This is a genomic window from Pseudonocardia sp. Cha107L01 (assembly GCF_052566575.1).
Genome location: NZ_CP199579.1, coordinates 3,073,402 through 3,098,967, shown reverse-complemented (window position 1 = coordinate 3,098,967; position 25,566 = coordinate 3,073,402). Strand labels below are relative to the sequence as shown.

Annotated in this window: 25 protein-coding genes; 13 read left to right on the top strand and 12 right to left on the bottom strand. The window is 71.7% G+C overall.

Annotated features, from left to right (window positions below; all coding sequences use genetic code 11):
- Positions 1–30: 30 nt before the first annotated feature.
- The 3 genes from ACTXG6_RS14680 to ACTXG6_RS14670 form a co-directional block, all read right to left on the bottom strand.
- Positions 31–1,095 carry an isopenicillin N synthase family dioxygenase gene (locus tag ACTXG6_RS14680; protein WP_445188352.1) on the bottom strand — a complete coding sequence of 355 codons (1,065 nt, stop codon included), beginning with the start codon at positions 1,093–1,095 and terminating at the stop codon, positions 31–33.
- Between the two features lie 17 nt (positions 1,096–1,112).
- Positions 1,113–2,114, bottom strand: coding sequence for an isopenicillin N synthase family dioxygenase (locus ACTXG6_RS14675; RefSeq protein WP_445188351.1), 1,002 nt, complete (start codon positions 2,112–2,114; stop codon positions 1,113–1,115).
- A 98-nt stretch (positions 2,115–2,212) separates the two neighbouring features.
- Positions 2,213–3,622 (bottom strand): purine-cytosine permease family protein, encoded by a 1,410-nt coding sequence (locus ACTXG6_RS14670; protein WP_445188350.1) that lies wholly within the window; start codon positions 3,620–3,622, stop codon positions 2,213–2,215.
- Positions 3,623–3,765: 143 nt separating this feature from the next.
- On the opposite strand from ACTXG6_RS14670, the gene ACTXG6_RS14665 reads away from it, so the two are divergent.
- A complete protein-coding gene (locus ACTXG6_RS14665) occupies positions 3,766–4,371 on the top strand; it encodes a helix-turn-helix domain-containing protein (protein ID WP_445188349.1) in 606 nt (201 codons plus the stop codon).
- Positions 4,372–4,394: 23 nt separating this feature from the next.
- Here ACTXG6_RS14665 and ACTXG6_RS14660 read toward each other — a convergent pair whose 3' ends face one another.
- Positions 4,395–4,826 (bottom strand): acyl-CoA thioesterase, encoded by a 432-nt coding sequence (locus tag ACTXG6_RS14660; RefSeq protein WP_445188348.1) that lies wholly within the window; start codon positions 4,824–4,826, stop codon positions 4,395–4,397.
- A gap of 187 nt (positions 4,827–5,013) precedes the next feature.
- On the opposite strand from ACTXG6_RS14660, the gene ACTXG6_RS14655 reads away from it, so the two are divergent.
- Positions 5,014–5,397 (top strand): anti-sigma factor antagonist, encoded by a 384-nt coding sequence (locus tag ACTXG6_RS14655; RefSeq protein ID WP_445188347.1) that lies wholly within the window; start codon positions 5,014–5,016, stop codon positions 5,395–5,397.
- 61 nt (positions 5,398–5,458) lie between these two features.
- Here the strand turns inward: ACTXG6_RS14655 and ACTXG6_RS14650 are convergent, their stop codons facing one another.
- The gene (locus ACTXG6_RS14650; protein ID WP_445188346.1) at positions 5,459–5,896 is read right to left on the bottom strand and encodes an RDD family protein; all 438 of its coding nucleotides are present in this window, start codon (positions 5,894–5,896) and stop codon (positions 5,459–5,461) included.
- Between the two features lie 98 nt (positions 5,897–5,994).
- On the opposite strand from ACTXG6_RS14650, the gene ACTXG6_RS14645 reads away from it, so the two are divergent.
- Together ACTXG6_RS14645 and ACTXG6_RS14640 are read left to right on the top strand one after the other, a co-directional pair.
- Entirely contained in the window at positions 5,995–7,371 is a 1,377-nt protein-coding gene (locus tag ACTXG6_RS14645) for a PepSY-associated TM helix domain-containing protein (protein WP_445188345.1), read from the top strand.
- On the top strand, positions 7,368–7,892 hold the full coding sequence (locus tag ACTXG6_RS14640) for a hypothetical protein (protein WP_445188344.1): 525 nt from the start codon (positions 7,368–7,370) through the stop codon (positions 7,890–7,892). Before ACTXG6_RS14645 ends, ACTXG6_RS14640 begins: the two co-directional genes overlap by 4 nt.
- A gap of 4 nt (positions 7,893–7,896) precedes the next feature.
- Here the strand turns inward: ACTXG6_RS14640 and ACTXG6_RS14635 are convergent, their stop codons facing one another.
- The 6 genes from ACTXG6_RS14635 to ACTXG6_RS14610 form a co-directional block, all read right to left on the bottom strand.
- The gene (locus ACTXG6_RS14635; protein ID WP_445188343.1) at positions 7,897–9,414 is read right to left on the bottom strand and encodes a DUF222 domain-containing protein; all 1,518 of its coding nucleotides are present in this window, start codon (positions 9,412–9,414) and stop codon (positions 7,897–7,899) included.
- Positions 9,415–9,556: 142 nt separating this feature from the next.
- Positions 9,557–10,924: an MFS transporter gene (locus tag ACTXG6_RS14630; RefSeq protein ID WP_445188342.1), complete on the bottom strand. Its 1,368-nt coding sequence runs from the start codon at positions 10,922–10,924 to the stop codon at positions 9,557–9,559.
- 57 nt (positions 10,925–10,981) lie between these two features.
- On the bottom strand, positions 10,982–12,550 hold the full coding sequence (locus ACTXG6_RS14625) for a mannitol dehydrogenase family protein (RefSeq protein ID WP_445188341.1): 1,569 nt from the start codon (positions 12,548–12,550) through the stop codon (positions 10,982–10,984).
- A 5-nt stretch (positions 12,551–12,555) separates the two neighbouring features.
- Positions 12,556–13,797, bottom strand: a complete 1,242-nt coding sequence (manD, locus tag ACTXG6_RS14620) for a D-mannonate dehydratase ManD (RefSeq protein WP_445188340.1) — start codon at positions 13,795–13,797, stop codon at positions 12,556–12,558.
- Positions 13,794–14,777: a 2-hydroxyacid dehydrogenase gene (locus tag ACTXG6_RS14615; RefSeq protein WP_445188339.1), complete on the bottom strand. Its 984-nt coding sequence runs from the start codon at positions 14,775–14,777 to the stop codon at positions 13,794–13,796. The genes manD and ACTXG6_RS14615 overlap by 4 nt, the downstream gene beginning before the upstream one ends.
- A 28-nt stretch (positions 14,778–14,805) precedes the next feature.
- Complete coding sequence (locus ACTXG6_RS14610) at positions 14,806–15,822, bottom strand: LacI family DNA-binding transcriptional regulator (RefSeq protein ID WP_445188338.1); 1,017 nt, start codon at positions 15,820–15,822, stop codon at positions 14,806–14,808.
- 89 nt (positions 15,823–15,911) lie between these two features.
- Between ACTXG6_RS14610 and ACTXG6_RS14605 the strand changes: the two genes are divergently transcribed.
- Together ACTXG6_RS14605 and ACTXG6_RS14600 are read left to right on the top strand one after the other, a co-directional pair.
- On the top strand, positions 15,912–16,388 hold the full coding sequence (locus tag ACTXG6_RS14605) for an STAS domain-containing protein (RefSeq protein WP_445188337.1): 477 nt from the start codon (positions 15,912–15,914) through the stop codon (positions 16,386–16,388).
- Between the two features lie 82 nt (positions 16,389–16,470).
- Positions 16,471–16,776 carry a WhiB family transcriptional regulator gene (locus ACTXG6_RS14600; protein ID WP_445188336.1) on the top strand — a complete coding sequence of 102 codons (306 nt, stop codon included), beginning with the start codon at positions 16,471–16,473 and terminating at the stop codon, positions 16,774–16,776.
- Between the two features lie 287 nt (positions 16,777–17,063).
- On the opposite strand, the gene ACTXG6_RS14595 is transcribed toward ACTXG6_RS14600, so the two are convergent.
- Positions 17,064–17,687, bottom strand: a complete 624-nt coding sequence (locus ACTXG6_RS14595; protein ID WP_445188335.1) for a hypothetical protein — start codon at positions 17,685–17,687, stop codon at positions 17,064–17,066.
- A 199-nt stretch (positions 17,688–17,886) separates the two neighbouring features.
- Between ACTXG6_RS14595 and ACTXG6_RS14590 the strand changes: the two genes are divergently transcribed.
- The 7 genes from ACTXG6_RS14590 (at position 17,887) to asnB (ending at position 25,557) form a co-directional block, all read left to right on the top strand.
- Positions 17,887–18,294, top strand: a complete 408-nt coding sequence (locus tag ACTXG6_RS14590; RefSeq protein WP_445188334.1) for an ATP-binding protein — start codon at positions 17,887–17,889, stop codon at positions 18,292–18,294.
- 191 nt (positions 18,295–18,485) lie between these two features.
- Complete coding sequence (locus ACTXG6_RS14585; RefSeq protein WP_445190006.1) at positions 18,486–19,256, top strand: SigB/SigF/SigG family RNA polymerase sigma factor; 771 nt, start codon at positions 18,486–18,488, stop codon at positions 19,254–19,256.
- A gap of 82 nt (positions 19,257–19,338) precedes the next feature.
- Complete coding sequence (locus ACTXG6_RS14580; RefSeq protein WP_445188333.1) at positions 19,339–20,865, top strand: MFS transporter; 1,527 nt, start codon at positions 19,339–19,341, stop codon at positions 20,863–20,865.
- A gap of 26 nt (positions 20,866–20,891) precedes the next feature.
- Positions 20,892–21,698 (top strand): SAM-dependent methyltransferase, encoded by an 807-nt coding sequence (locus ACTXG6_RS14575; protein WP_445188332.1) that lies wholly within the window; start codon positions 20,892–20,894, stop codon positions 21,696–21,698.
- Positions 21,699–21,704: 6 nt separating this feature from the next.
- Complete coding sequence (locus ACTXG6_RS14570; RefSeq protein ID WP_445188331.1) at positions 21,705–22,292, top strand: SRPBCC family protein; 588 nt, start codon at positions 21,705–21,707, stop codon at positions 22,290–22,292.
- A gap of 79 nt (positions 22,293–22,371) precedes the next feature.
- Positions 22,372–23,451, top strand: coding sequence for a Rieske 2Fe-2S domain-containing protein (locus tag ACTXG6_RS14565; protein ID WP_445188330.1), 1,080 nt, complete (start codon positions 22,372–22,374; stop codon positions 23,449–23,451).
- Between the two features lie 264 nt (positions 23,452–23,715).
- Positions 23,716–25,557 (top strand): asparagine synthase (glutamine-hydrolyzing), encoded by a 1,842-nt coding sequence (asnB, locus tag ACTXG6_RS14560; protein WP_445188329.1) that lies wholly within the window; start codon positions 23,716–23,718, stop codon positions 25,555–25,557.
- The last annotated feature ends 9 nt before the right edge of the window (positions 25,558–25,566 follow it).

Below are 25,566 nucleotides of genomic sequence, written 5' to 3'. Positions count from 1 at the left end.
CCCGTTGAACAGCTTCCACTGAGCGCCGGCTCACCGGGTCAACCTGGCCGCCTCCCGTTGAGCGGTACCGGTGAGCTGGCCGGCCCTGGAACCGGCGAGCTTGGCGCGCAGGTGCTCCCCGACCGTCACCGGTTCGTAGGCGGGCGGGCGGCCGGGGCGCACGCAGCTGGGCAGGCACTCGATCACCGCGTCGACGTTGCCGTCGTGGAAGTAGGCCGCGGAGCGTCGCGGTACGAGCACGCCGCCCACTCTCGGCGCGGCCACCCGGTGCATGGTCGAGAGCCATTCGTCGTTGGTCCAGCGGGCCAGCGCGTCCCCCAGGTTGACCAACAGTGCGCCCGGCGCCGGCTGCGCCGGGTGCCACCGCCCGCCGGCATCCAGGATCTCCAGCCCGGGCACCGGGTCGGCCCACAGCACGGTGACGATGCCGTAGTCGGTGTGCGCGCCCATCCCCACCTGGTCCGGCTCCAGTTCGACGTCCGGGGCCGGCAACCGATAGTTGATCATCCGCAGTACGTCGAGGGAGTGGTCGGTGAAGCCGGCGAAGTAGTCCTCGCCGAGGCCCAGTGCCCGCCCGAAGATCCGGGTCATGGTGCGGGCGACCGCGCCCGCCTCGGCGAACCACCTGGTCACCGCGGCCTCGAAGCCGGGCACCTCGGCCGGGAAGGTGTTGGGCGCGTAGTCGTCGGGCGGCAGGTCGAGCCCGGGGTACTCGGTCGCCCCGACACCGATGTTGATCGCCTCGAACAGGTCGGCCGCGCTGGTCAGCCCGAGGCTGTTCACCAGCGACTCGGACTTCGGCGGGCTGTAGCCGCGGTTGATCCCGGGCGGGCAGCGGTATCGGTTCTTCGTCTCGGGGTCGAGGGCGAAGAACGCGTCGGTGGCCTCGGTGAAGCGCTCCAGCGCCGACCGCTCGATACCGTGCCCGACGACCTGCATGAACCCGACGGTGCGCGCCGCCCGGTCCACCTCGGCCGCCACCGCGTCCCGTGCCGCGTTGACCGCGGCCGGGTCGCCGGTGGTCGGGACGCGGAACGGGGTGATGTCGACGACCGGGACGTCGAGCAGACCGTCCGCTGTGTGTGCCGTGCCCACGGTGACTCCCTTCCAGCTCAGCTGACGTTCGCGGCGCCGGCGCGCTCGAGCAGGTAGTCCCCCCAGCGCACCGGCGGATAGTCCTGGCGCGGCCCGACCGGCGGCTCCAGCGGGGCGACCAGCGTGTCCACATCCGCCTCCAGGAACATGATCAGCGAGATCAGCTCCTCCCCCGGCGACTCGGCCGGCGGTGGCAGCACCCGGTGCCGGGTGGACCGCCACCGGTCTCCGGTCCACCGCGCCATGAGGTCGCCGATGTTGATGGTGAAACAGCCGTCCACGTGCGGGGCGTCCAGCCAGGAGCCGTCCCTGGCCTGGATCTGGAGGCCGCCGTAGCCGACCTGCCGGTCCAGGATTGTGATCATTCCCCAGTCGGTGTGCGGCGCGATCCGGAACTGGCCGTCGCGCGGGGTGCCGGTCTCCCGCCGAGGTGGATAGCGGTTGATGTTGAAGGTGTGCGGCGAGCGGCCGGCCCGGCGGACGAACCAGTCCGGCGCCAGGCCCAGTGCGACGGCGCAGACCTCGAGCAGCTCGGCGTAGACCCGCCGCACCGCATCGGCGTACTCGTCGCACCGGGCGGCGAGCTCGGGCACCTCGGCGGGCCAGACGTTGGGGGCGAACCAGAGCGCGTCCTGGCCCGGGTCGCCGATGCTGAAGTTGCGGCCGAGCGTGTAGCTCTCCTTGAGGTCGGCGCGGTCCGGGTCGGCCTGTTCGCCGTAGAACGCGTTCGCCTCCTGGCCCGGCGGCAGCCAGCCCCGGCCGCCGACCGGTGTCGCGTAGGCCGCCTTCGCCGTCGCGGGCAGCGCGAAGAACCGCCTCGCGGCCGCCCGGACCTGCTCCCGCGGCTCGGACCCGATGCCGTGGCCGTCCAGCAGCAGGAATCCGGACTCGCACAGCGCCCGGTCCAACTCGCCGGCCAGCTCGGCGCGGGTCCGCTCGTCGCCCGAGCGCCACCGCCGCAGGTCGATCAGCGGCACCCCGGTCGCGCGCAACGCGTCAGTCTCCCCAGAACGGGTCACATCAGATCCCCTCAGTTCAGCACCAGGTACGCCGGAGCCGGGCGAGCCAGAGCCCGTCACGCCAGAGCCGGTCATGTTGCTCCCTCTCGTCGCACGGATCAGGCCAGCGCCTCGGCGCGCACCCGGGTGCGCGCCAGGATCAGGTACAGGGCGCCGCCGACCAGGAAGCCGGCCGGCGCACTGAGGTCCAACCCGCCGGTGGCGGCGGCGAGCGGGCCGGTGAACACCGTGGTGTGGATCCACAGGACCGCCACCAGCATGCCGGCCGCCTGCGCCAGCACGCCAGGCATAAAGAGCCCACCGGGACGGGCATAGCGGCCGGCCGACCCGACCAGCGACGGGACGTCGTACCGGCCCCGGCGCAGCAGGTAGTCGACCACGAAGATGGCTGCCCAGGGCGCGAACCAAATGATCATGAACAGCAGGAAGTTGCCGAGCAGCGTGTTGAAGTCGCCCGAATAGACCACCGCCAGCCCGATGCCGGCGCAGATCACACCGTCCAGCACCACGGCCTGCCAACGTCCGATCGGTACTCCGATGGCCTGCAGGGTGACCCCTGAGGAGTACAGGTCGACGGCGTTCAGCGCGGTCATCTGCACGATCAGCAGCACCAGGTACGGCAGCACGAACCACCCGGGGTAGGCGGCCGGCAGTCCGGTGATCGGGTCGCTCGCCGACGGAGTCACCAGCGCGGCGCCCGCCCCGACCACCATGAGCAGGGTCTGCGGGATCCCGCCGCCGAGCGTCACCGCGCCGACGATGCCGCGCCGGCTGGCGCTCCGGGGCAGGTACCGGGAGTAGTCGGCGGCACTGGACGCCCAGCCCAGCCCGGCGCCACTGGCGGACAGCGCGACGCCGCCCAGGAAAGCGGCCCACCCGGCCGACGGCATCGGCGTGAGGTGCAGACGGGTGGCGGTCAGCGCGGCGAGTACGCAGAACAGCGCGGCGAACGGGATGACCAGCGCGCGCAGCACCCTGGTGACCGCGGCGTGCCCGATCACCGGCAGCACGCTCTGCACCACGGCCAGCCCGAGTACCAGCGCGACCTTGCCGGCCCCGGACAGCTCGACACCGGCGAACCGGGCCAGGGCCGAGGCGGCGAGCACCATGAGCACCAGGTCGAGCACCTCGTAGCCGACCTGCATGATCCAGTTGAACAGTGCGATCGGCCGGTTCCCATTGCGCCCGAACGGGGCACGGTTGATCGCGAACGTGGTGCTGCCGGCGGCCGGCCCGGCCAGGCTGCACAGGCCGGCGATCAGCCAGGTGAGGTTGCCGAGGACGATCGCCAGCAGGCACTGCCACCAGTTCAGCCCGAAACTCACCAGGAGCGCCCCGTAGACCAGCGGCCCGACGTTCAGCACCACGCCGCTCCACATCATCCCGAGCTGGCGCGGCGTGCCCCGGCGCTCAGCGTCCGGAATGTGCTCGATGCCCCGCCGCTCGACGCCGAAGCGATTGCTGTCAGATGTCAGGTCCGCCGTTGGCGTTGGAGTGGTGAAGACCATCGGGCATACTCCCGTCATGCATCAGGCGGAGCGAGTTGCGCGGCGTCTGCGGGTCGCGTCCGGAAGTTCTGATCGCTATGAGCAGTCAATATCGCCCTTACGATTGTCAGAAGCAATCGCTCGACGTAACGCCTGAGTGAACTATGGAGATCTCTGACGTAGCCCTCGCGGCCCGGATCGGCGCCACGATCCGCGGCCTGCGCGAGAAGTCCGGGCTATCAACGCGCGAGCTCGCCCGGCGCGCCGGGATCAGCCAGCCGTTCCTGAGCCAGCTCGAGCGCGGCACCAGTGCGCCGTCCATGATCACGACGTACCGGCTCGCCGAAGCCCTCGGCGTGCTACCCGGCGCGTTGCTGCCGGCGCCGGAGTCGGCCCACGTCACCGTCGTGCGGGCGGACTCCGGTGCGTCGATACCGGTCGCCAACCGACCGGACGCGGCCATCGGTCGGGCCCTGGTGATGCAGCCGGACACGACGCTGGAGGTCATCGAGTACGTCGTGACGCCGGGCCAGTACCTCCAGGAGTGGTTCCAGCTGCCCGGTCAGCTCGCCCTCTACCTGGTCAGCGGACTGCTCGACGTCGAGGTGGAGGGCGTGGGCAGTTGGCGGCTGCATCCTCGGGATCTCATTGCGCACGACGCGGCGCTGCGGCACCGCTGGCTGCTCGTCGGCGACGAACCGGCCCTCGTCCTGTTCATGCTCGCCCATCCGGCCGAGGGCACCGCGGCGCGTCCGGTCCACTCCAGCTAGGTGTGCGGCGCCGGCGGCGCCGGTCAGACGGGTTCGATGCCGATCAGTTCCGGGCGGTCCAGCAACTCGGCGAGCCGCGCCCCTGGCTCCGGGAGCAGGCGGCGCGCGTTGGTGTCGAACAGACCGAACACGCAGCTGATCTCGGCTGCCTGACCACCGTCGGCGCGCAGGATCACATGCTCGATGCGGAACGCCTTGCCGGTGCCGAACTCGATGTCCGAGGTCACCTCGACCTCCTCACCGAAGGTCAGCTCGCGCAGGTACCGGATCCTCGACTCGAGCATCACCACCCCGGTGCCGCTGGCCCGCTGCGCTGCCATCGTGTACCCGGCCGCCAGCAGGTGTTCGGAGCGCGCATGCTCGCCGTACTGGTGGTAGACGGCATGGTTCACGTGCCCGAGCGAGTCGATCTCATAGCTGCGCACCGTGACCCGGACGCTGAATTGCGGCTGCACCTCGGCAGCATCGCACGGACCACTCACCGATTACCGAGCGCCACAACCCGACTGCGTCGATCACACAACGTTGTCGGGCGACAATGGCCTCCGTAAGCTGTGCCAGCGGTCAGTGGCCGCTCAGGGCGACCCGGACCGCGCGAGGCCCAGGCACACCACCGAAGAACAAAGCCAGCAAGGAGCTGCGGTGCGCAGTGAGAGCGGCGGACAGGCCGAACCGACCGACGACGCGTCATCCGAATCATTCGGGCTCGAGTCCAGTGACCAGGGCTCGACGCGTCTGCTGCGGGCGTCCGGTGAGATCGACATTCTCAGCGCGCCCGCACTGAGAACTGCGCTACTCCCCGCGCTCGAGGCCGCTGACCTGGTGATTCTCGACCTGTCCGGAGTGAGTTTCCTGGGCTCGTCCGGGCTCGCCGTCCTGGTCGAGGCACGTGACCACGCCCAGCAGGGCGGCCACAAGTTACGCCTGGTGTGCTCGTCCCGGATCGTGCTCCGGGCGCTCGAGGCAACCGGACTGCGCGACCTGTTCGACATCGTCGAAGACCTACCCGCCGCCCTCGAGAGCTGAGCTGAGCCCCCGGGCAGATCCGGAAGGTCCACCGGCCCGTGCTGGCGGGGCGGTCCCGGCCTCAGCGAAACGCCTGCCGAGGGCGCTCCAGGAGCACGGCGCGCGACCACTCGTCGTAGGTCGTGCGCCGATTGGCGCCCAGTGCCGCGCCGACGCAGTACAACCAGCCCAACCCGAGCGTGACCACTCCGAGTAACACGACGACGACCTGATACACCAGCGCCCGTAGCGCCATCCGATTGCGGGTGGCCGGACGACGGGTGTCGGTGTCGAACACCGTCAGACCGAGCAGCGACTTGCCTGGAGTCGTCCCCCGGGCCCAGTCGCGCCAGACCCACATGGACCAGCCGATGCCCAATGTCACGGCGAACAGCGCGAGGTCGAGGACCCAGGCACTGAACCGGCGCCAGCGAGCAGCCGGCCGCCAGCCGGCAGCGGGGGCGCCGTCCGCGAGCCGATAGTCCCGCCGGGTGACCCGGCCGCGGGCCGCAGTGCTCATCGTCACTCCCTACCAATGGCGAAAAGACGGTTCCGCTCTAGCTCGACAAGAGGTTAGCCTGCGCTGAGTTAAGTGACGCTAACTCGCGAGGAGTGGGAGTGTCGAGCGAACTGCTCATCGCCGAGGAGGGCCACCCGCCCGGCGCGCGCAATGGTCACGTCGAGCCCAGCCGTCGGACCCGCCGCTGGTCACGGACACGCCGAGCACACGGGCCGATCAATCGCTGGTGGATCCGGACCCACCGGTGGACCTCGCTGACCCTGGGCCTGCTCTTCATCCTGGAGGCGACCAGCGGCGCGGTGCTGCTCTACGGCAACGACCTCGCCAGGGCCCTGCACCCCGAGCGGTACATCGTCACCCCGAGTGCCACCCCGATGACCCAGCTCGACGCCCTGACCATGGTGCGGGCCAGCCACCCGGAGCTGAAGGCCGTGGGGGTGCAGGACTACGAGGGCGTCTACCTGGTCCGAGGTGACTCGGCGAGCCGGGATTCGCTGGACGCCTTCGTCGATCCGGGGACGGGGCGAATCAACGGCATCGGCGCCGAGCAGCCCTGGTTCGTCTTGTTCATGGTCAACATCCATGACTGCGGGCTGACCTGCGAGGGCCTGCCCGGCTACCAGGCATGGTTGGGCACCCCGCTGCCCGCGTTGTTCGGGGCGAACGCCACGATCGGCACCTACCTGCTCGGTGTGCTCGGGGCGCTGCTGATCTTCCTGTCGGTCTCCGGAGCGATCGTCTGGTGGCCCGGGTTGCGCGGGCTGATCAGCGGGTTCGTGGTGCGCCGAGGCCGGGGTAACTACGTCCGCGACCTGGACCTGCACCGGTTGGTGGGCATCGTCGCGGTGCCGTTCATGCTGATGTGGGGGGTGACCGGGGCGGCGTTCTACTTCCACTGGCCGGCGCAGGCCTACTTCGCGGTGCTGCCGGGGCAGGCGCATGCCGACCCGCCCTCCCCGACCCCCGGTACCGGGCCGATGCTCACCTCCGCGCAGGCCCGGGATGTGGCGCTGGCGGCGCATCCGGGCGCGGAGGTCACCGGCTTGAGCGCGTTGCACCCGGAGCAGCCCGACGGCTCGTACGGGTTCCGTCTGCGGAAGGGCTACGACCCGTACGGCTACTGGAACTACTCCGGCGCGCTGTACGTCGGAGTGGACAGTCACGGCGGCGGCACCCAGGACTACGCACCGGATCGGCCGAACTCCCCGCTGACCGAGCGCCTCTGGGACGGCGGCTTCTACTACGGACTGCATTTCGGCACCGTGGTGCCCGCGATACCCCGGGTGATCTGGCTGTTGTTCGGCCTGAGCCCGGTCCTGCTCGGGATCACCGGGACGACCGTGTGGCTGACCAAGTCACGCAGCAATCGCAACCGGCGGCGCCGACGGAAAGCGGTCGCGGCCGGCGGAACCCCGGGCGGCGCGCCGGGGTCGAGCGCGGGGTCGTGCCCGGGCGCGGGGTCCGCCGGCCGATGACCGCGCTGTTGGCCGTCTTCGTGCTGCTCTATTCCGGTTTACTCGGCTACTGGGCGCTGGTCGGCGCGGTGCGTGGCCGCGGGCTCGGCCTCGGTTACCTCGGCGGGCTGGTGCTACTCGAGCTGACCTTGCTGGTTCGCGCCGGGCTCGAGCTGGCCAGGCTCATGGCGGCCAGTGGCGGCTTCGGCCGCGGGTACGCCGAACCCGGAGTGCACGCCGGCTACCTGCTGGCGTCGATCGTCGTGCTGCCCCTGGTGCTCACCGTGACCAGGGCGACCGAACAAGCGGCGCCGACCACGGAGCTGGACCCCGCCGCAAGCCAAGTCCGCGACTCCCGGAGCGGGTCGCACTCCGCCGCCGAGCCGCCCCCCGCCCCGGCCTCCGAGCTCGACTTGGAACCAGGGATCGGCCGGCGGGCCCGTCGCCACGAAGCCACCTGGGACGCGCTGGTGGCGGTCGTGGGCTGCATTGCCGTCGCGGTGGTCACCCTCCGAATGGGCAGTACCGGCCGACCAGCCTAGGGAGTCAGCCGCTATCGCTGACTTCGCCCACTCGGCCCACCGGCGGGGGCCGGCGGAGGTACCGGTGACCGGTCGGAGTCCGCCAGGCGAGGGTTCCGTCGGCATAGCGGGCGAGCCGCCAGCCGGGTTGCTGCTTGAGTCGATGATGCGGCCGGCACAGTGCCGACAGATTGACATCGCTGGTCGCGCCGTTGCCGCTATCGGCGTCGAACGGGACACGGTGGTCCAGATCGCACCGGTCGGCGCGGATCCGGCACCCTGGAAATACACAGGTCTGGTCGCGGGCGACCACGTGTGCGGCCAGGTGTGCCGGCGGGGTGTAGCGGCTGGTGCCGTAGTCCAGCAGGGCGCCGGTCACGGGATCGGTGACTAGCCGTCGCCAGGTGCCCTGGGCAGCCAGCTCACGGGCCTGATCGGCTGGGATGGGGCCGTAGCCAGCCAGCTCGCCCGGCAACTGGTCCAGTCCGAGCAGGGTGGTGAGCCCAACCGTGACGCCGACTCGCACCTGCACCCCGCCACGGCGAACCGGGCGGCCGACCGCGGCTGAGCCAGCGACGCCGCCTGATCTGGCTGCGCCGTTCGGGGTGACCGTTGGGACTGGATCGGGCGGGGCGGCGAGATCGGGAGGCAAGCCATGGCCGCCCGGTTCACCCGAACCATTCGGCTCTCCCGAATCCACCGGCTCGCCGAATCCGGGCGACGCGCCCGAGCCCACCGGACCACCCGAACCAACCGGACCACCCGAACCCACCGGACCACTCGAGCCAAGCTGGTCCAGGAGGAGGTCTACCAGGGCATCGGCGCGGCGGGCGTCCATCGGGCGATCGTCGCCAGGACCACCGGCTCGGCGTGCGTAGCCGTCCAGCACGCCGTAAGCCGCCACCGCCTCGTGCGCCGGCAGGTAGGCGGCCAGAGTGGCCATGCCGTCGGGCTCCGGGATCAGCCTGACCGAACGCTCCCGCCGAGCCTGCTCGGCCCGGCGGCGGACGGCCTCGGCGTCGAGCCGAGCGACCACCCTCCTGGCGTCGGCCCGGATCTGCCCGGTGGTGCGTCCAGCGGCACGCGCCAGGATCCGTCGCTCGGCCTCTGCCAGCAGGGACTCGTCCAGCACCATGGTCTCCTCGACGACGGCCCGGGCGGACGGCAGGCTGATTCGACCCGAGGACAGCGCGGCCAACGTCGCCGGCAGCCGCTCGGCCAGGGTGACGGCGTCGTCGACCCGCGCCCGCGCGGTGCGGGACGCGACCCTCGCCATCAGGCCGACCTCCGCACAGACCGAGGCGTACACCTGCTCCGGGTCGTCACCGAAAGCCGGATCAGCCTCGGCCGCCCGAGCCAGCCCGGCGATCTCGCGGATCTGCTCGGCCTGGACCCAGGCAATGACCCGTTCCCAGCCGCCGATCCGTTCCACCCGCTCCCCACACGGGCCACCGGACACCTGGGCGAGCACCGTGGCGAGCAAGCCATCCGGCCCGTAGTCGGACCAGATCGGATACGGCCCGGGCTCCGACTCCAGCCACAACTCCGACTCCGGCGGAGGCCCGGACCACGACTCGGGACACAACTCGGGATCCGACGATGCCCCGCCATCCCCCTCATACGGCTCGGGAGCCGTCTCCGGAGGCGCCGTCGAATCGAACATACGTTCGACCTTACCACGCCCGCTAGGTCCGCGCCGCGGTCGCGTCCTCGGGCACGGTCAGGTCGCGGTTCAGGGTCTCCGGCGCGAGCCGGGTGGCCACCAGGCTGATCAGCATGATGCCGGTCATGTACATCGCCACCGGCACCCACGATCCACCGAACGCACTGAGCAGCGCCGCGCAGATCAGCGGCGCGACACCGCCACCGAGCGCGGCGGAGAACTCCCGGCCGATGGTCACCCCGGCGTAGCGGTACCGGTTGCCGAACAGCTCGGGGAAGTAGCTCATCTGCACCCCCACCGCGCCCTGACCGGCCAGGATGAAGCCGAGCACGATGACGGCGACGATCGCCACCGGGGACCTGGTGTCCAGCAGGACGAACGACGGAGCGGGCAGGATCACCAGCGCGACGACGATCGCGGTGTAGATCGGCCGGCGACCGAACCGGTCGGACAACATGCCGAAACCGATGGCACCGATGCCACCGCAGATCGCGCCGGCGAGCAGCACCTTGGGCACGAACACCCGGTCCACCCCGATCGAGGACACCAGGTAGGAGGCCATGAACACCTGGTAGGTGTACGACTGCGCGGTCACCCCGAGGTTCATGAACAGCACCAGCAGCGTCGGCTTCCTTCCGTGCCGGAAGACCTCGCCGACCGGCTTGCGCGGCTCGGCGTGCTGCTGCTTGAGGTCCTGGAAGACCGGGCTCTCGTTGAGTCTGCGCCGGATCACCAGCGCGACGATGGTCACCACCAGGCTGGACAGGAACACCAGCCGCCAACCCCAGCTCAGCAGGGCGGGCTCGGGCAGCAGTTGGACCAGGATCCAGGCCACCGCACCCAACGCGGTCCCCAGCGCGGCGCCGGTCATCACCAGCGACGCGAGCTTCCCGCGCCGACCGGGCCGCGCCGTCTCGGTGAGCAGCGTCGCCCCGCCGGCCTGCTCGGCACCCGAGCCGAAGCCCTGGACGAACCGGCACGCGACGAGCAGAACGGGCGCGAGCAGGCCCACCTGGGAGTAGGTCGGCAGCAGCCCGATCGCCAGCGTCGAGCCCCCCATCAGCAACAACGTCGCAACGAGGACCCACTTGCGGCCCAGTCGGTCGCCGAACTTGGAGAAGAACAGCCCACCCAACGGCCGGGCCGCGAAGCCGACGGCGTACGCGCTGAAACTCGCCAGGATGCCGGCGGCCGCCGAGATGTTCGGGAAGAACAGCTTGGAGAAGATCAGAGCCGACGCCGTCCCGTAGATGACGAAGTCGTATTGCTCGAGGGCGGTGCCCACCAGGCCCGCCCAGGCCGCGCGGCGGATCGCGCTCGGGTCGGGGGTGATGCCGTGGTCGTGCGCAGTCGTCGGTTCGGGTCGGGCGGTGCTGTCCGTGCTGTCCATGCGTCCTCGGATGGATCGGGCCCAGATGCGGGCGAGATGTGCGGGTCCAAGCTCCTTTCAGCTGGCCGTGGTGTCGATCGAGAATGCCGCGTCGGCGGCCTCCTGCACGGCGACGCCGACACCGTGCGAGACCAGCACGCCGACCAGCTCCGCGACCCGCTCGGTGAACGCCTCGTGCGCGGCGAGCGCGGTACCGAGCAGCCCGGTACCCAGCGCGGCCCGGACGAACTCGCCGACCGGCCGGCCGGCCAGCGCGGCCAGCCGGCGCCCGGTGGGATCGGCCATGGCGGCGGCGTGCGGACCCGGGTCGAACCCCTCCGGCGGCGCCACGCAGCACAGGTAGCCGGCGACGGTCAGGGCCAGGTGGTGAGGCAACCGGCCGGCGTTCAGGTGCACCAGCGCCGGCTCCGGCACCCGCTGGGCGAGCTTCACCGAGCCGTCCGAGCCGACCTGGCTGGTGCGGTGCCCGAGCGCCGAGTTCGCCCAGCGGCTGAACAGCTGGCGGGTGTAGTCCGCCACGTCGATGTCGGCCGGCACCGTCACGGTGGGCAGGTACTCGTCCCGCAGCACCCGCAGCGCCGCCTCGTGGACGGCCGGGCGCTCGACGGCCTCCGGGATGGTGGCGGCGCCGTCCAGTGCACCGAGGTACGCAATGAGCGAGTGGGTGCCGTTGAGCAGGCGCAGCTTGAGCAGCTCGTAGGGCCCGACATCGGCGGCGAACAGCACCCCGCCGCGCTCCCAGGCCGGGCGGCCGGCGGCGAAGGTGTCCTCTATGACCCACATGCTGAACGGCTCGGCGGGCACCGGGATGGCGTCGCGGACCCCGAGCCGGGCCGCGGCCAGGTCTCGGTAGGCATCCGTGGTGGCTGGCACGATCCGGTCGACCATGCTGTTCGGGAAGGCGACGCCGGCCAGGTACGGCGCCAGCTCGTCGCGCTCGGCTGCGGGCAGAGCGGCGGCGAACTCACCGACCAGGCGCGCCGTGGTGTGCCCGTTCGCCATCAGGTTGTCGCAGCTCAGCACGGTGATCGGGGCGGCGCCGGCGCGGGCCCGGCGCTGCAGCCCGCGCACGATGAGGCCCAGGGTGGTGCGCGGTGGGCCGTCGCCGCGCAGGTCGGCCCGGACGCCGGCGTGGTCGAGGTCGAGCTGCCCGGTGCGCGGTGCGAACGTGTAGCCATGCTCGGTGACGGTGAGCGTGACGATCCGGGTACCCGGCGCCGCCAGCGCGTCCAGCACCGCCTCGGGTTCGCGGCTCGCCACCAGCGCGCCGGTGTGCACGGCCGGCACGACGGCCTCCGTGCGGCCCGGGGACAGCTCGAGGACGGCGTAGCGCAGGTCCTGCTCGCGCAGCGCATCGGCGACGGCGGCGGAGTGGCTGGCGACGCCGAGGATCCCCCACGGCCCGTCCTCGGCGGCAAGCGCGGCGGCGGTGTGCACGGCCTGGTGGGCGCGGTGGAAGTTGCCGAGGCCGAGGTGCACGATGCCGGTCGGCGGCAGCGCGCGCTGGTGCAGCAGGGCGGCCGGCGGCGTCGCCGCGGCGGACAGCCGCCCAAGCGGCACAGCGGCGGACAGCCGCCCCAACGGCACAGCGGCGGACAGGCGCCCCGTGGGGTCGGGCGGGGTCACTGGGCTCACCAATCCGTCAGGGTGCCGTCGCGGCGGCGGGCCACCGGCAGGTAGGCGCGCTCGTACGGGAACCGGGCGGCCAGCGCCTCGTCGACCTCGATGCCGAGACCGGGCGCCTCACCGGGGTGCAGGTGCCCGTCGGCGTAGCTCCAGGCGTGCCGGAACACCTCGTGGGTCGCGTCCGAGTAGCCCATGTACTCCTGGATGGCGAAGTTCGGCGTGGCCAACCCGAGATGCAGCGAACCGGCCAGCGCCACCGGCGAGACGTCGGACGGCCCGTGCGGACCGAGCCGCACCTGCCACACGTCGGCCAGCGCGGCGATCCGACGCAGGTGCGTGATCCCGCCGGCGTGCGACACCGCCGCGCGCACGAAGTCGATCAGCTGTTCGGTGATGAGCTGCTGGAACTCCCAGATCGTGGTGAACACCTCGCCGATCGCCAGCGGCACCGTGCTGTGCCGGCGGACCAGTCGCAGCACGTCCTGGTTCTCCGCCGGCGTGACGTCCTCCAGCCAGAACAGGTCCACCGGCTCGAGCGCCCGGCCCAGCCGGGCGGCCTGGTTCGGGGTGAGCCGGTGGTGGGCGTCGTGCAGCAGCGCCAGCTCGGGACCCACATGCGCGCGGACCTGTGCCAGCGCGCCGGGCAGGTGGCGGAGGTAGGCGTCGGTGTCCCAGGTCTCCTCGACCGGTCCGGCGCCCCGACCGGCCGGTTCGTACCCGGTACCGCCCCGGCTGACACCGTAGATCGTGTCCAACCCGGGCACCCCGGTCTGCACCCGGACCGCCCGGAAACCCCGGGCCCGCACCGCGTCCACCGCGTCCAGCAGCGCCGGGGTGTCGGCACCGGTGGCGTGCGTGTAGCTGAGCACCCGGTCCCGCACCGCGCCGCCGAGCAGCTGGTAGACCGGCATCCCGGCGGCCTTGCCCTTGATGTCCCACAGCGCCAGGTCGACCGCCCCGATCGCGGCCATGGTGACCGCGCCCCGGCGCCAGTAGACGCCCCGGTACAGGTACTGCCAGGTGTCCTCGATGCGCGCCGGGTCGCGGCCGAGCAGGATCGGGCAGACGTGCTCGCGCAGGTACTCGGCCACCGCGAGCTCGCGGCCGTTCAGCGTCGCGTCGCCCCAGCCCACCAGCCCGTCGGCGGTGACGATCTTCAGTGCGACGAAGTTGCGGCCGGGGCTGGTGACCAGCACTTCCGCCGCGACGATCCGGTCGGTCCCGGCGCCGGTTGTGGGGCGGCTCACCGGGCCACCGCCACCACGTTGACCAGCGGTTCCCCCGCCGCCAACCGGCGGACGTTGGCCGCGATGTCCTCGACCCTGGCGGCGAACGTCTGCCGGGTGATGCCGGAGGAGTGCGGTGTCATCAACACGTTGGGCAGCTCGCGGAACGGCAGCGCGGACGGCGCGGCGAGCGCACCGGCGGAGGGGTAGCCGTACCAGACGTCGATGGCGGCGCCACCGAGCGAGCCGTCCCGCAGTGCGTCGTACAGCGCCCGCTCGTCGACCAGCGGGCCCCGCCCGACGTTGATCAACACCGCCCCCGGCCGCAGCCGGGCCAGCTCGGGCGCACCGATCAGCCCGGTGGTCGCGGCGGTCAACGGGGCACTGACGACCACGACGTCGGACCGCTCCAGCAGGGTGTCGAGCGCCGCGGTGGTCCCGGCCCAGTCCAACCCGTGCGCCGCGGCGTCCACCTCGCCGCGCCGGGTGACCGCCAGTCCGCGCGCGCCGAACGCCCGGAACCGCCGCCAGCTCCGCTCGCCGATGTGGCCGAAGCCGACCAGGCCGACCGTCGCGGCGGCCAGCGAGTCCCCCCACGGCATGGCGGGGTCGTAGGCGGGTGAGGCCCACCGGTCCCGGCGCAGCGCGGCGTCCTGGGCCAGGAAGCCCCGGCGCAGCAGGATCGCCGACGCGAGCACGTACTCGGCGATGGAGTCCTCGTGGTGGAACGTGTTAGCCACCAGCGCGCCCGGCGGCAGCGCAGCGACGTCGATCCCGTCCACCCCGGCGCCGGGCGCCTGCACCAGCCGCAGGGTCTTGCCGGCGGCCGCCATCGCCGGGCCGCACCGGGCGCAGATCAGCACCTCGGCGTTGTCCAGCGCGGCCTCGACGGCCGAGTCGTCCCGCCGGTCCGGCCAGCTGACCTCCGCGCCGGCCGGGAAGCCGGCCTCAAGCTCCGCACGCAGCGGCGCGAGGTTCGGGTCGGCGACGACGATCTTCATACGGTCCCTTTCAATGCGACGGAGCTGCTCAGCGCGACGCGGCCGCCGGCGTGGGCCCGGTCGAGCCACGGACGACGAGATGGGTGGGCAGCCGGAGTCGGCGCGGCGGCTGCCGGTCCCCCGCCGCGGCCCTGCCGAGTAGTTCCAGGCTCAGTGCGCCGGCCCGGGCGTTCGGGGTGGAGATGCTGGTCAGGGCGGGTTGGGAGACGACTGCGAACGGGATGTCGTCGGTACCGACGACGGACAGGTCGTCGGGGACCCGGACCCCGAGGGCGCGGGCGCCGATGATCACGCCGAGCGCGACCAGGTCGTTGTGCGCGATCACCGCGGTGGCGCCGGAGGCGACCACCCTGGCCGCCGCCGCCGTCCCGCCGTCGACCGTCTCGGTCTGCCACTCCAGCACGTCCAGCTCCAGGCCGTGGGCCTCGGCGAGCGCGCGGACCACGCCCACCCGGTGCCGGTTCGACCAGGAGAGCGCCGAGCCCTGCACGTATGCGATGCGGCGGTGGCCCAGCGCGGTCAGATAGTCGACGGTCTGCCGCAGCCCCTCGGTCGCATCCGCGACGATGCAGTCCGCGACGATGCGGTCCGCGCCGTCGGCCTCCCGGTTGACCAGCACCAGCGGGACCCGTCCGCAGAGTGCGAGCACCTCCTCGGCATCCAGCCGGGAGGAGCACACCGCGATGCCGTCGACCCGCCCGGCCAGGTGGGCGATGACGGCGCGTTCCCGGTCCGGGTCGAAGTCGCTGTCCGCGAGCACCACGGTGTGCCGGCTGTGCCAGCCCTGGCCCTGCGCGGCCTTCACGAATGCCGCGAACACCGGGTTCGCGATGTCCGGCACGATGACGGCGATCGTGGCGTGAGCAGTGTCCGCCGGCGGACCGGAGGCACGCGGCGCGACCGGCTGGTAGCCGACTTCTTGCGCAATCATGCGAATCTTGCGCAAAGTGTCCGGGCCGACCCGGCCGGGATCGCTGAATGCACGGGAGGCGGTGGAGAGTGCCACATTGGCCCGCTTCGCAACATCGGTCAGGGTGGGCCCCACGGGACCTCCTCGTTCGCCGTCGACCGACTGACCATGCGGCAGGTTGCGCAAGCTTGTCAAGAAATTGGCAATCCTTGCCGAGTCCCGGGATGACGACGGCGGGAAGGGTGTGGCGGGTATCGAGAGCCGTGCGCCACGAGTTGTTGGGCCCGGCCGACGCGCTTACCGTGCGGGGTGTGGGCAACCTGTCGACCGAGGAACCGATCAGCATCCTGTCCGAGGAGCCGGTCCCGGGCACGATCCTGCTCCGGGTCGGCGGCGAGGTCGACATGCTGAGCTCGCCCACGCTCCGCGACAGCATCGCCTCGGCACTGAGCGGGACCCACCACCGGTTGATCGTCGATCTGGACCACGTCGAGTTCCTGGGCACCAGCGGGCTCGCCGCGCTCGTCGAGGCACGTGCCTCGGCGGAGCAGAGCAACACCGAGCTCTGGCTGGCCTGCTCGCGCCGCCAGGTGCTCCGCCCGCTGCGGATCGCCGGCCTCATCCAGCTGTTCCAGGTCGCCGAATCAGCGGCCGGTGCGCTCGCCGGCACAGCGTCGGACCGGGAACCAGAAATGGATTAGTGGTTCGTGGTTTGAGCCCCCCACGCGCGGGGAACACACCCCTCGGTCCGGTCTGTCGACCGGAGGAGAGAGGTGAATCACCGTGAGCGACGTGACCCGCCTGCCTGGGCCGACTGAGCACGAGTGGCAGTGGCAGCGGCTCGGCTCGTGCCGAGGCATGGACAGCGCAACGTTCTACCACCCCGACGGTGAGCGGAACCCCTCTCGCGCACGCCGCACAGCGCGCGCAAAAGAGGTCTGCGGCCGTTGCCCGGTGATGCTGCGCTGCCGTGAGTTCGCTCTTCGCACCCGGGAGCCGTTCGGCGTCTGGGGCGGCTTGGCCGAGGCCGAACGCCGCGCGATCATCGAGACCAGCACCGTCTCCGAAGGCAGCGCGGTCGCCAGTTGAGCCGATCCCTGCCGCGGTACCAGCCGGTCAACGACCCGGCGTGCCACCCACCGGCCGCTGGGGCGGCCTCCCATGACTCCACGGCCCAGTGTCGGGCCACTCTCCCAATGGTGCAGGCCGGACCGAACTGACGACGGCCTCCACTAGGAGACGAGTCCCTTCTGGGCGGAATAACGGGAGCCGCCCAGAAGGGACTCGTCCTTATGTCCGGAGCTGTGTGCTGGCCCGCCGGGTGACGGCCGGGGTGTGACGGGCCAGAGCGGTGTGACGGGCAGCGGTGTGACGGGCTAGAGCCCGAAGTACTCGCGGCGCCCGGTCAGCGGCGTGACCTGGGTGGCACAGGCGGCGAGCGCGGCACACTTGCGCGCCCATTCCGGGCCGTCCAGCTCCAGATCGACGACCGCCGCATCCGGCGTCGCGGTGAACTGGACCAGCTTGAGCCGGTACACCCTGGCTATCCGCCGGGCGGCGTCGGCGACAACCGCCTGGCTGGCGTCCACCCCGTCCATGGCCGGTGCCAGGCAGTAGACGCCGGGCTCGGGGTCGAACCCGACCAGTTCGCTCATCCCGGCCAACAGGTCGTCGGCCCGGTCCGCGCCGATCGGGGACGGCAGCGCCAACCGGTGCCTGGCCAGCTCCGGCACGCCCAGCTCGGCGAGCGCCGTGCCGGCGGCATCGTCAGCCTGCTCATCGGCCTCGGCCGCCACCAGCACGTCGGTACGCACCCCGGCGGCGGCCAGCCGCTGGACCAGCCCGGACGCGGCGACCAGGAACTCCGGCAGATGCACGGTGATCGCGACGACCCGACGACATCGGCGCAGCTGCGGCGGCACCGCGCCGGAATTCTGGGGTGCATCGAACGCCAGGTCGGCGGCGGGCATCTGCCCCCACCCGAACTCACCGGCCACCATTCGTCGATCCCCCAAGAGTCAAGAACTACTTAACCGACCTAACTGCGATCCATGGGGCGAACGGGAAGGAAAACGACAAACGGTATGTGAAGATCCATGAACGGTCGCCAGCCGGTGGCGGCCCAGGTCGGCGCCGTTACCCAGAGTGTTCGGCGACCCCGGGTCGCGTCCTCGGCGGGTTGGGAGCAGGATTTCCGCTGTGCCTGTTGCTGAGACCGGCGCGGCGGTCGTGGAGATTCGGATCTCCGCGCGGCCCGCGCTGATTCCGACTATCCGAGCGGTTGCCTCCGATCTGGCGGGCAGGGCCGACTTCGACCTGGACGCCATCTCCGACCTCCGGATGGCGGTCGACGAGGCGTGCACGACGCTGGTCGCCCTCGCCGCCACCGACGGCATGCTGAGCTGCAAGTTCGTGCTGAACCACGCGCAGATCGAGGTCACCGTCAGCACCGCAACGCCTGCGCCGGGCGCGGAGGTGCGCACCGACAGCTTCGGCTGGCGGGTGCTGCAGACCCTGGCCGACGAGGTCACCTCGGCACACGGCATCGACGGTGAGCCCGATGCCATCGCGATCCGACTGACCAAACGTGCCGGCGCGACGCAGTGACCTCGGCGCCGGCCAATCCCGGCCCTGCTGACGACGCCGGGCACGGCGAGCCCGGCGACCCCGCGTGGGCGACCGAGCAGGTCACCGAAGACAGCACCGAAGACAGCACGGAACACGGCACCGAACACGGCACCGAACACCGCACCGCACGCGCCGCCGAACAGGCGGAGGACGACGACACGTCGGCCGGGCTGTCCAGGGACAGCGAGTACGCCCACCTGGTCCCGAAGCTCACCGAGTACGCCGAGCTGGACGGCACCGACCCGCGCCGCGAGTCGCTCCGGGACGAACTGGTCACCGGGTACCTGCCGGTCGCCCAACACATCGCACGGCGGTTCGCGCACCGCGGCGAGCCGCTGGACGACCTGATCCAGGTGGCCACGGTCGGGCTGATCAACGCGGTGGACCGGTTCGAGCCGGACCGGGGCAGCGACTTCTTCTCCTTCGCGGTGCCCACCATCAGCGGTGAGGTACGCCGGCACTTCCGCGATCAGGGCTGGTCCATGCGGGTGCCCCGGCGACTCAAGGACCTGCACGTCTCGATCAACGCGGCGGTCGCCGAGCTGTCCCAGAGTCTCGGGCGCGCGCCCCGGCCCAGCGAGCTGGCGGAGAAGCTCGGCCTGCCCACCAACGAGGTGCTGGAGGGACTGGCCGCCGGTCAGGCCTACCGCGGCAGCTCGCTGGACGAGATCCTGTCCGGTGACCAGAGCGGAACGACGCTCGGTGACCTGCTCGGTGAGGCCGACGCCGAACTCGAGCGCGTCGACTACCAGCAGTCGCTGCAGCCCTTGCTCGCCGAGCTGCCCGACCGGGAGCGGACCATCCTGATGTTGCGGTTCTTCGGCAACAAGACCCAGACCCAGATCGCGGACCAGGTCGGGGTCTCCCAGATGCACGTGTCCCGGCTGCTCGCGCAGACCCTGGCCCGGATGCGCGACCGGCTCGAGACCGGCGAGGAATGAGTGGGCCCGCTCAGGGGAGTGTCTGGTGGATCTATGCCGCAGCCGGCTGGATGATCCGCCAGACACTCCCCAGGACTGGCGCATGACCGGGCAGCTGCGGACGGACCAGGCCGCCGGGCGCTGGGTGCTCGCCGCCACCGTGGGGGGCTCGGGGCTGGCCATGCTCGACTCCACCGTGGTCAACGTGGCGCTGGAGCGGCTGGGCCGGGACCTGGGCGCCGACTTCGCCGCGCTGCAGTGGGTCGTCAACGGCTACACGCTGTCGCTGGCCGCACTGATCCTGCTCGGCGGCGCACTGGGCGACCGGTTCGGTCGGCGCCGGGTGTTCCTGGTCGGGGTGGTCTGGTTCGCGGTGGCCTCGGCGCTGTGTGGACTGGCCCCCAACGCCGGTCTGCTGGTCGCCGCCCGGGTGCTGCAGGGCATCGGCGGCGCGCTGCTCACCCCGGGCAGCCTGGCGCTGATCGCCGCCTCGTTCCGCCCGGAGGACCGGTCCAAGGCGGTGGGCTCCTGGTCCGGGCTCGGCGGGGTGGCCGGCGCGATCGGTCCGTTCGTCGGCGGCGCACTGGTGGACTGGACCTGGCGCGCGGTGTTCTGGATCAACGTGCCGGTCGCGGCGGCGGTCGTGCTGATCACCCTGCGGCACGTGCCGGAGAGCCGCGACCCGGACGCCGCCGGCCGCATCGACCTGCTCGGCGCCTCCCTCGGCGTGCTCGGGCTCGGTGCGATCACCTTCGCGTTGACCGAGGTCGGGGGTGCCGGGTCGAGTGCCCCGGTGGTGGTGGGCGGCCTGGTCGGCGTGCTGGCGCTGGCCGCGTTCCTGGTGGTGGAGAGCCGCTCGCCGCACCCACTGGTGCCGCTGTCGATGTTCAGGGACCGGTTGTTCAGCGCTACCAACATCGTCACCTTGCTGCTGTACGGGGCGCTCGGCGTGTTCTTCTTCCTGCTGATGCTGCAGATGCAGACGGTGGCCGGGTTCTCACCGACCGTCGCCGGCACGGCACTGCTGCCGGTCACCGCGCTCATGCTGTTGCTCTCCGCCCGCTCCGGCGCGCTCGCCGACCGGATCGGCCCCCGCCCGCAGATGACGGTGGGCCCGCTGCTCGCCGCCGCCGGGTTCCTGCTGGCCATCCGGATCGGACCCGGCGCGAGCTACCTGGCCGACGTCCTGCCGGCCACCGTGTTGCTGGGGCTGGGCCTGGCCGCCACCGTCGCCCCGCTCACCGCGACGGTGCTGGCCGCCGCCGACGACCGCCGCGCCGGCATCGCCTCCGGCATCAACAACGCGGTGGCCCGCTCGGCCGGGCTGCTCGCGGTGGCGGTGATCCCGGTGGCCGCCGGCCTCGGCGGGGCCGACTACACCGATCCGGCGGTGTACGACGCCGGCTTCCGGCGCGCCATGCTGATCGGCGCCGCGCTGCTCGTGGCGGCGTCGGTGCTGGCCGCGGTCCTGATCAGGCCTGCGAAGCCGCCGGCTGGATCGACCCTGCCGGTGCCGGCCGGGGACGCCGTACCGGCCGTCGGGGCGTTGCGGCTGGCCCGGTGCCCGCACTGCGGGGTGGCCGGCCCGCAACTGCACCCGGGACCGGCGGCCGAAGCGGCCAGACCGTAAGAACTCTCGGATGCAATGATTCTCCGATGGCGGAATCTCGGCCCCCCTGGGTGCCCCCGGACATCGATCTGCGGACCGCCACACTGGCCAGGGTCTACGACTACATGCTCGGCGGCGCACACAACTTCGCGGTCGACCGGGAGGTTGCCGACCGGCTCGAGCGGCTGGTGCCGGGGTCCATCCGGACCGCCTGGGAGAACCGAGCCTTCCTGCGCCGCGCGGTGCTCTACTGCGCGAGCCTCGGCATCGACCAGTACCTGGATATCGGCTCCGGCATCCCCACCGGCGGCAACGTGCACGAGGTGGCCCGCTCGGTGCTGCCGACGGCCCGGGTGGTCTACGTCGACCTGGACCCGGTCGCGGTGCTGCACAGCCGGGCGATCCTGACCGGCGACGCCCTGACCGGCGTGGTGCAGGGCGACCTGCGCGCCCCGGAGGCGATCCTGGACGACCCGGTCACCCGGCAGCTGATCGACTTCGAGCGCCCGGTGGCGGTGCTGCTGGTGGCGTTGCTGCACGTCATCCCCGACTCCGCCCACCCGGCCGAGCTGCTCACCCGGCTGACCGCCGGCGCCGGGCCGGGCAGCCATCTGGTGATCAGCCACTTCGGCCCCAACTACGGCACCCCGGAGCAGGTCCAGGCCCTCGTCGAGTGGTCCCGCGGCACCACCACCCCGATGCTGGCCCGCGATCCGGCGGAGCTCACCGCGCTGCTCGGCGACTTCGTACCGGTACCGCCCGGAGTGGTCGCGGTGCACGAGTGGAAGCCTGACCCCGACGGCCCGGTGTCGGACCACTCCGGCGGCTACGCGGTCGTCGCGCGGAGGGACTGAACGACGATGGCACAGCTCACGGCCACCGCGGTGGCGATGATCAAGGGCACGGTCGAGAAGGTGCACACCGCGCTGACCGACTACGAGTCGGTCCGACCGCTGCTGCTGACCGAGAACTTCGACGACTACCAGGTCCGGTCGGGTGGCCACGGCGCCGGCACCGAGGTCGGCTGGACGCTGCTGGTCAGCGAGAAACGCCGCCGGCGGCGGGTGAAACTCCGCCGGCAGGTGCCCTGGGACTGCCTGGTGCGGGTGGACGAGGCCACCGAGGACCGGATCGTCGAGCGGGACCTGCGGTCGGCCCTGGTCACCACCTGGACCGTGCGGGACGCCGGCGAGGGGCGCACCGTCGTGCGGGTACTGGCCAGCTGGGACGGCCCGGACGGGCTGGCCGGGCTGCTCAGCCGGCCCCGGCAGCGGCTGGCCATCCGCAAGACCTACGAGGACATGCTGACCAACCTGCACAACTACTTCGACCCGCCGAAAGCGATCCGCCGGAAGTCCGGAGCGGCCGACGGGGCGGAGAGCGGGACGGCGGAGGCGGAGGCGGAGGCGGCCGAGAAGAAGCCAGCTGAGGAGGACAGCCCCGGCTGAGCCGCCGCCGACAGCGCGGCTTTCCGGCATCCGGGAAGGCCCTTCAGCCACCCGGCGTGGGGCTCGCATGGTGTTTGCCATGACTGAGTTCCCGCGCGAGCAGTGGTATGTCGCCGCCTACGGCCGCGAGATCGGCCGAGAGCTGTTCTCCCGGACGGTGTGCGGGGAGTCGATCCTGTTCTGGCGCACCGGGGCCGGCGAGGTCACCGCCACCTCGGACCGCTGCGTGCACCGCCGCTTCCCGCTCGCCGAGCCGCCGAGCCGGCTGGTCGGCGACCGGGTCGTCTGCGGTTACCACGGCTTCAGCTACGGCGCCGACGGCCGCTGCGTCGCGGTCTCCGGGCAGACCAGGGTGCCGCGCACGGCCCGGCTGCGCAGCTACCCGGTGGTCGAGCGGGACTCGTTCGTCTGGGTGTGGATCGGCGACCCGGAGCGCGCCGATGCCGCCGCCATCCCCCGCGCGAGATGCCTGGACGCGCCCGGGTACACCGTGGTCAGCGGGATGGAACCGCTCGAGGCGGGCTACCAGCTGCTGGTGGACAACCTGCTCGACCTGTCCCACGAGACCTACCTGCACGGCGGCTACATCGGCACCCCCGAGGTGGCCGACACCCCGATCACCACCGCGGTCGACGACGAGGCCGGCGTCGTCCACGTCAGCAGGCGGATGGCCGACGCCGAGTGCCCGCCGTTCTACGCCCGATCCACCGGCCTGTCCGGGCGGATCACCCGCTGGCAGGACATCGAGTACCGACCGCCGTGCCTGTACCAGCTGCACAGCCGGATCGCCCCGGTCGGCGTGCTGCCGAACGCGGACCTGAGCGACCCGGCCGCCTTCCACGTCGAGGTGGTGTACGCGATCACCCCGGAGACCGGGCACAGCACCCACGACTTCTGGGCGGTGGCCCGCGACTTCGCGCTCGACGATGCCGGCGTCTCCGAGTTCCTCGCCGAGCAGAACCGCATCGTGGTGCTGCAGGACGTGGCCGCGCTGAACGTCCTGCAGCGGGTGCTCGACCCGGTCCGGGACGCGCGCGGCACCGTGGTCGCGGCGGTCTCGCTGGTCGTGCGGCACGGCACCGCGACGCCGCACCAGCTGGCCGCTCTGGTCCGCACCAGCGCCCGCGCCATCTCCCGGACACTGACGGCCGAGGGCTGAGCTCACTCAGGTTCGCCGTCCGGCCCGCTCCGCGAGCTAACTCGGACGAGTGAGGGATGGCCCGGACATGGCGGACGTCACACTCGCCCGCCGCGAGCGACTGACCAGCAGTGCGTCCCGATTGCCCCACCTGCCTCAGGAAATACCTACGTAACGACGCAGAAACTGAGAAGTTACATAGGCTAACAATGAATGTGCGCGGTGTGTGGACCGCCGGTCCACGCCCCGGGTCAGCGAAACGGACGAGCAACCGTGGAGGCGCACATGTGTGGAATCACCGGGTGGGTGTCGTTCGGCCGAGACCTGCGTTCCGAGCAGGCGACCGTGGGCGCGATGACGGAGACGATGTCCTGTCGCGGCCCCGACGACGAGGGAACCTGGCTGAGTCGGAACGCGGCGCTCGGGCACCGCCGGCTGGCGATCATCGACCTGCCGGGCGGGCGGCAGCCGATGAGCGTCGAGACCCCGGACGGGCCGGTGGCGATGGTCTACTCCGGCGAGGCCTACAACTTCACCGAGCTGCGCGAGGAGCTTGCCGGCCGCGGCCACCGGTTCGAGACCGACTCCGACACCGAGGTCGTGCTGCACGCCTACCTGGAGTGGGGCGACGCGGTCGCGGAGCGGCTCAACGGGATGTACGCGTTCGCCATCTGGGACTCCCGGGCGAACAAGCTGGTGATGATCCGGGACCGGATGGGCATCAAGCCGTTCTACTACTACGAGACCTCCGACGGCGTGCTGTTCGGCTCCGAGCCCAAGGCAATCCTGGCCAACCCGCTCGCCGAGCACACCGTCGCCCTGGACGGCCTGCGGGAGCTGTTCGCGTTCATCAAGACCCCGGGCCACGCGGTCTGGGAGGGCATGCGCGAGGTCGAGCCGGGCACCGTCGTCACGGTCACCGCCCAGGGCCTGCGCACCACCCGGTACTGGACGCTGGCGACCCGCGAGCACACCGACGACAAGGCCACCTCGATCGCCCACGTGCGGGAGCTGCTGGACGACATCGTGCGCCGCCAGCTGGTCGCGGACGTGCCGAGGTGCACGCTCCTGTCCGGCGGCCTCGACTCCTCCGCGATGACCGCCATCGCCGCGGCGCAGCTCGCGGAGACCGGCGAGACGGTGCGCAGCTTCGCCGTCGACTTCGTCGGGCAGACCGAGAACTTCGTGCCCGACGAGCTGCGCGGCACCCCGGACACGCCGTACGTGCACGACGTGGCGGCGAAGTCCGCGACCCAGCACCAGGACATCGTGCTCAACTCCGACGAGCTGGCCGACCCCGAGGTGCGTTCCAAGGTGATCCGCGCCCGGGACATCCCGATGGGCATGGGCGACCTCGACGCGTCGCTCTACCTGCTGTTCAAGGCGATCCGGCAGCACTCCACGGTGGCGTTGTCCGGGGAGTCGGCGGATGAGGTGTTCGGCGGCTACAAGCAGTTCTTCGACCCGGAGGCGCGGCAGGCCAACACGTTCCCGTGGCTGCTGCGCGACGGCCGGCAGTTCGGCAACGACAACACGGTGCTCACGCCCGAGCTGATCAGGTCACTGGACGTGCCGGCCTACACCCAGGACGCGTACAACACCTCGGTCGCCAGGATCGAGCGGCTGGACGGCGAGTCGGACTTCGAGTGGCGGATGCGCAAGATCTGCTACCTGCACCTGACCCACTTCGTGCGGCTCCTGCTGGACCGCAAGGACCGGGCGTCGATGGCGGTCGGCCTGGAGGTGCGGGTGCCGTTCTGCGACCACCGCCTCGTCGAGTACGTCTACAACGCGCCGTGGTCGCTCAAGTCCTTCGACGGCCGGGAGAAGTCACTGCTGCGCGAGGCGACCAGGGACGTGTTGCCCGAGTCGGTGGCGAACCGGGTGAAGTCGCCCTACCCGTCCACCCAGGACCCGAGGTACGCGGTCAAGCTGCGGGAGCACGCCCGCGAGTACCTGGCCTCGCCCGGCCACCCGGTGTTCGAGCTGATCAGCCGCGACTGGCTGGCCGGCGCCGTCGAGGTGGACACGCCACAGATCACCCAGTTCTCCCGCCGGGGCCTGGAGCGCACGCTGGACCTGGCGCTCTGGCTGGACATGTACAACCCGACGCTCAAGCTGTCCTGATCTCGGCCG

Coding starts and splice junctions, on each gene's coding strand:
- ACTXG6_RS14670 (WP_445188350.1), bottom strand. CDS start 3,622: ATGGTCTTCACCACTCCAACGCCAACGGCGGACCTGACATCTGACAGC.
- ACTXG6_RS14665 (WP_445188349.1), top strand. CDS start 3,766: ATGGAGATCTCTGACGTAGCCCTCGCGGCCCGGATCGGCGCCACGATC.
- ACTXG6_RS14650 (WP_445188346.1), bottom strand. CDS start 5,896: ATGAGCACTGCGGCCCGCGGCCGGGTCACCCGGCGGGACTATCGGCTC.
- ACTXG6_RS14640 (WP_445188344.1), top strand. CDS start 7,368: ATGACCGCGCTGTTGGCCGTCTTCGTGCTGCTCTATTCCGGTTTACTC.
- ACTXG6_RS14630 (WP_445188342.1), bottom strand. CDS start 10,924: ATGGACAGCACGGACAGCACCGCCCGACCCGAACCGACGACTGCGCAC.
- ACTXG6_RS14615 (WP_445188339.1), bottom strand. CDS start 14,777: ATGAAGATCGTCGTCGCCGACCCGAACCTCGCGCCGCTGCGTGCGGAG.
- ACTXG6_RS14605 (WP_445188337.1), top strand. CDS start 15,912: ATGACGACGGCGGGAAGGGTGTGGCGGGTATCGAGAGCCGTGCGCCAC.
- ACTXG6_RS14595 (WP_445188335.1), bottom strand. CDS start 17,687: ATGGTGGCCGGTGAGTTCGGGTGGGGGCAGATGCCCGCCGCCGACCTG.
- ACTXG6_RS14580 (WP_445188333.1), top strand. CDS start 19,339: ATGACCGGGCAGCTGCGGACGGACCAGGCCGCCGGGCGCTGGGTGCTC.
- ACTXG6_RS14575 (WP_445188332.1), top strand. CDS start 20,892: ATGGCGGAATCTCGGCCCCCCTGGGTGCCCCCGGACATCGATCTGCGG.
- ACTXG6_RS14570 (WP_445188331.1), top strand. CDS start 21,705: ATGGCACAGCTCACGGCCACCGCGGTGGCGATGATCAAGGGCACGGTC.
- ACTXG6_RS14565 (WP_445188330.1), top strand. CDS start 22,372: ATGACTGAGTTCCCGCGCGAGCAGTGGTATGTCGCCGCCTACGGCCGC.
- asnB (WP_445188329.1), top strand. CDS start 23,716: ATGTGTGGAATCACCGGGTGGGTGTCGTTCGGCCGAGACCTGCGTTCC.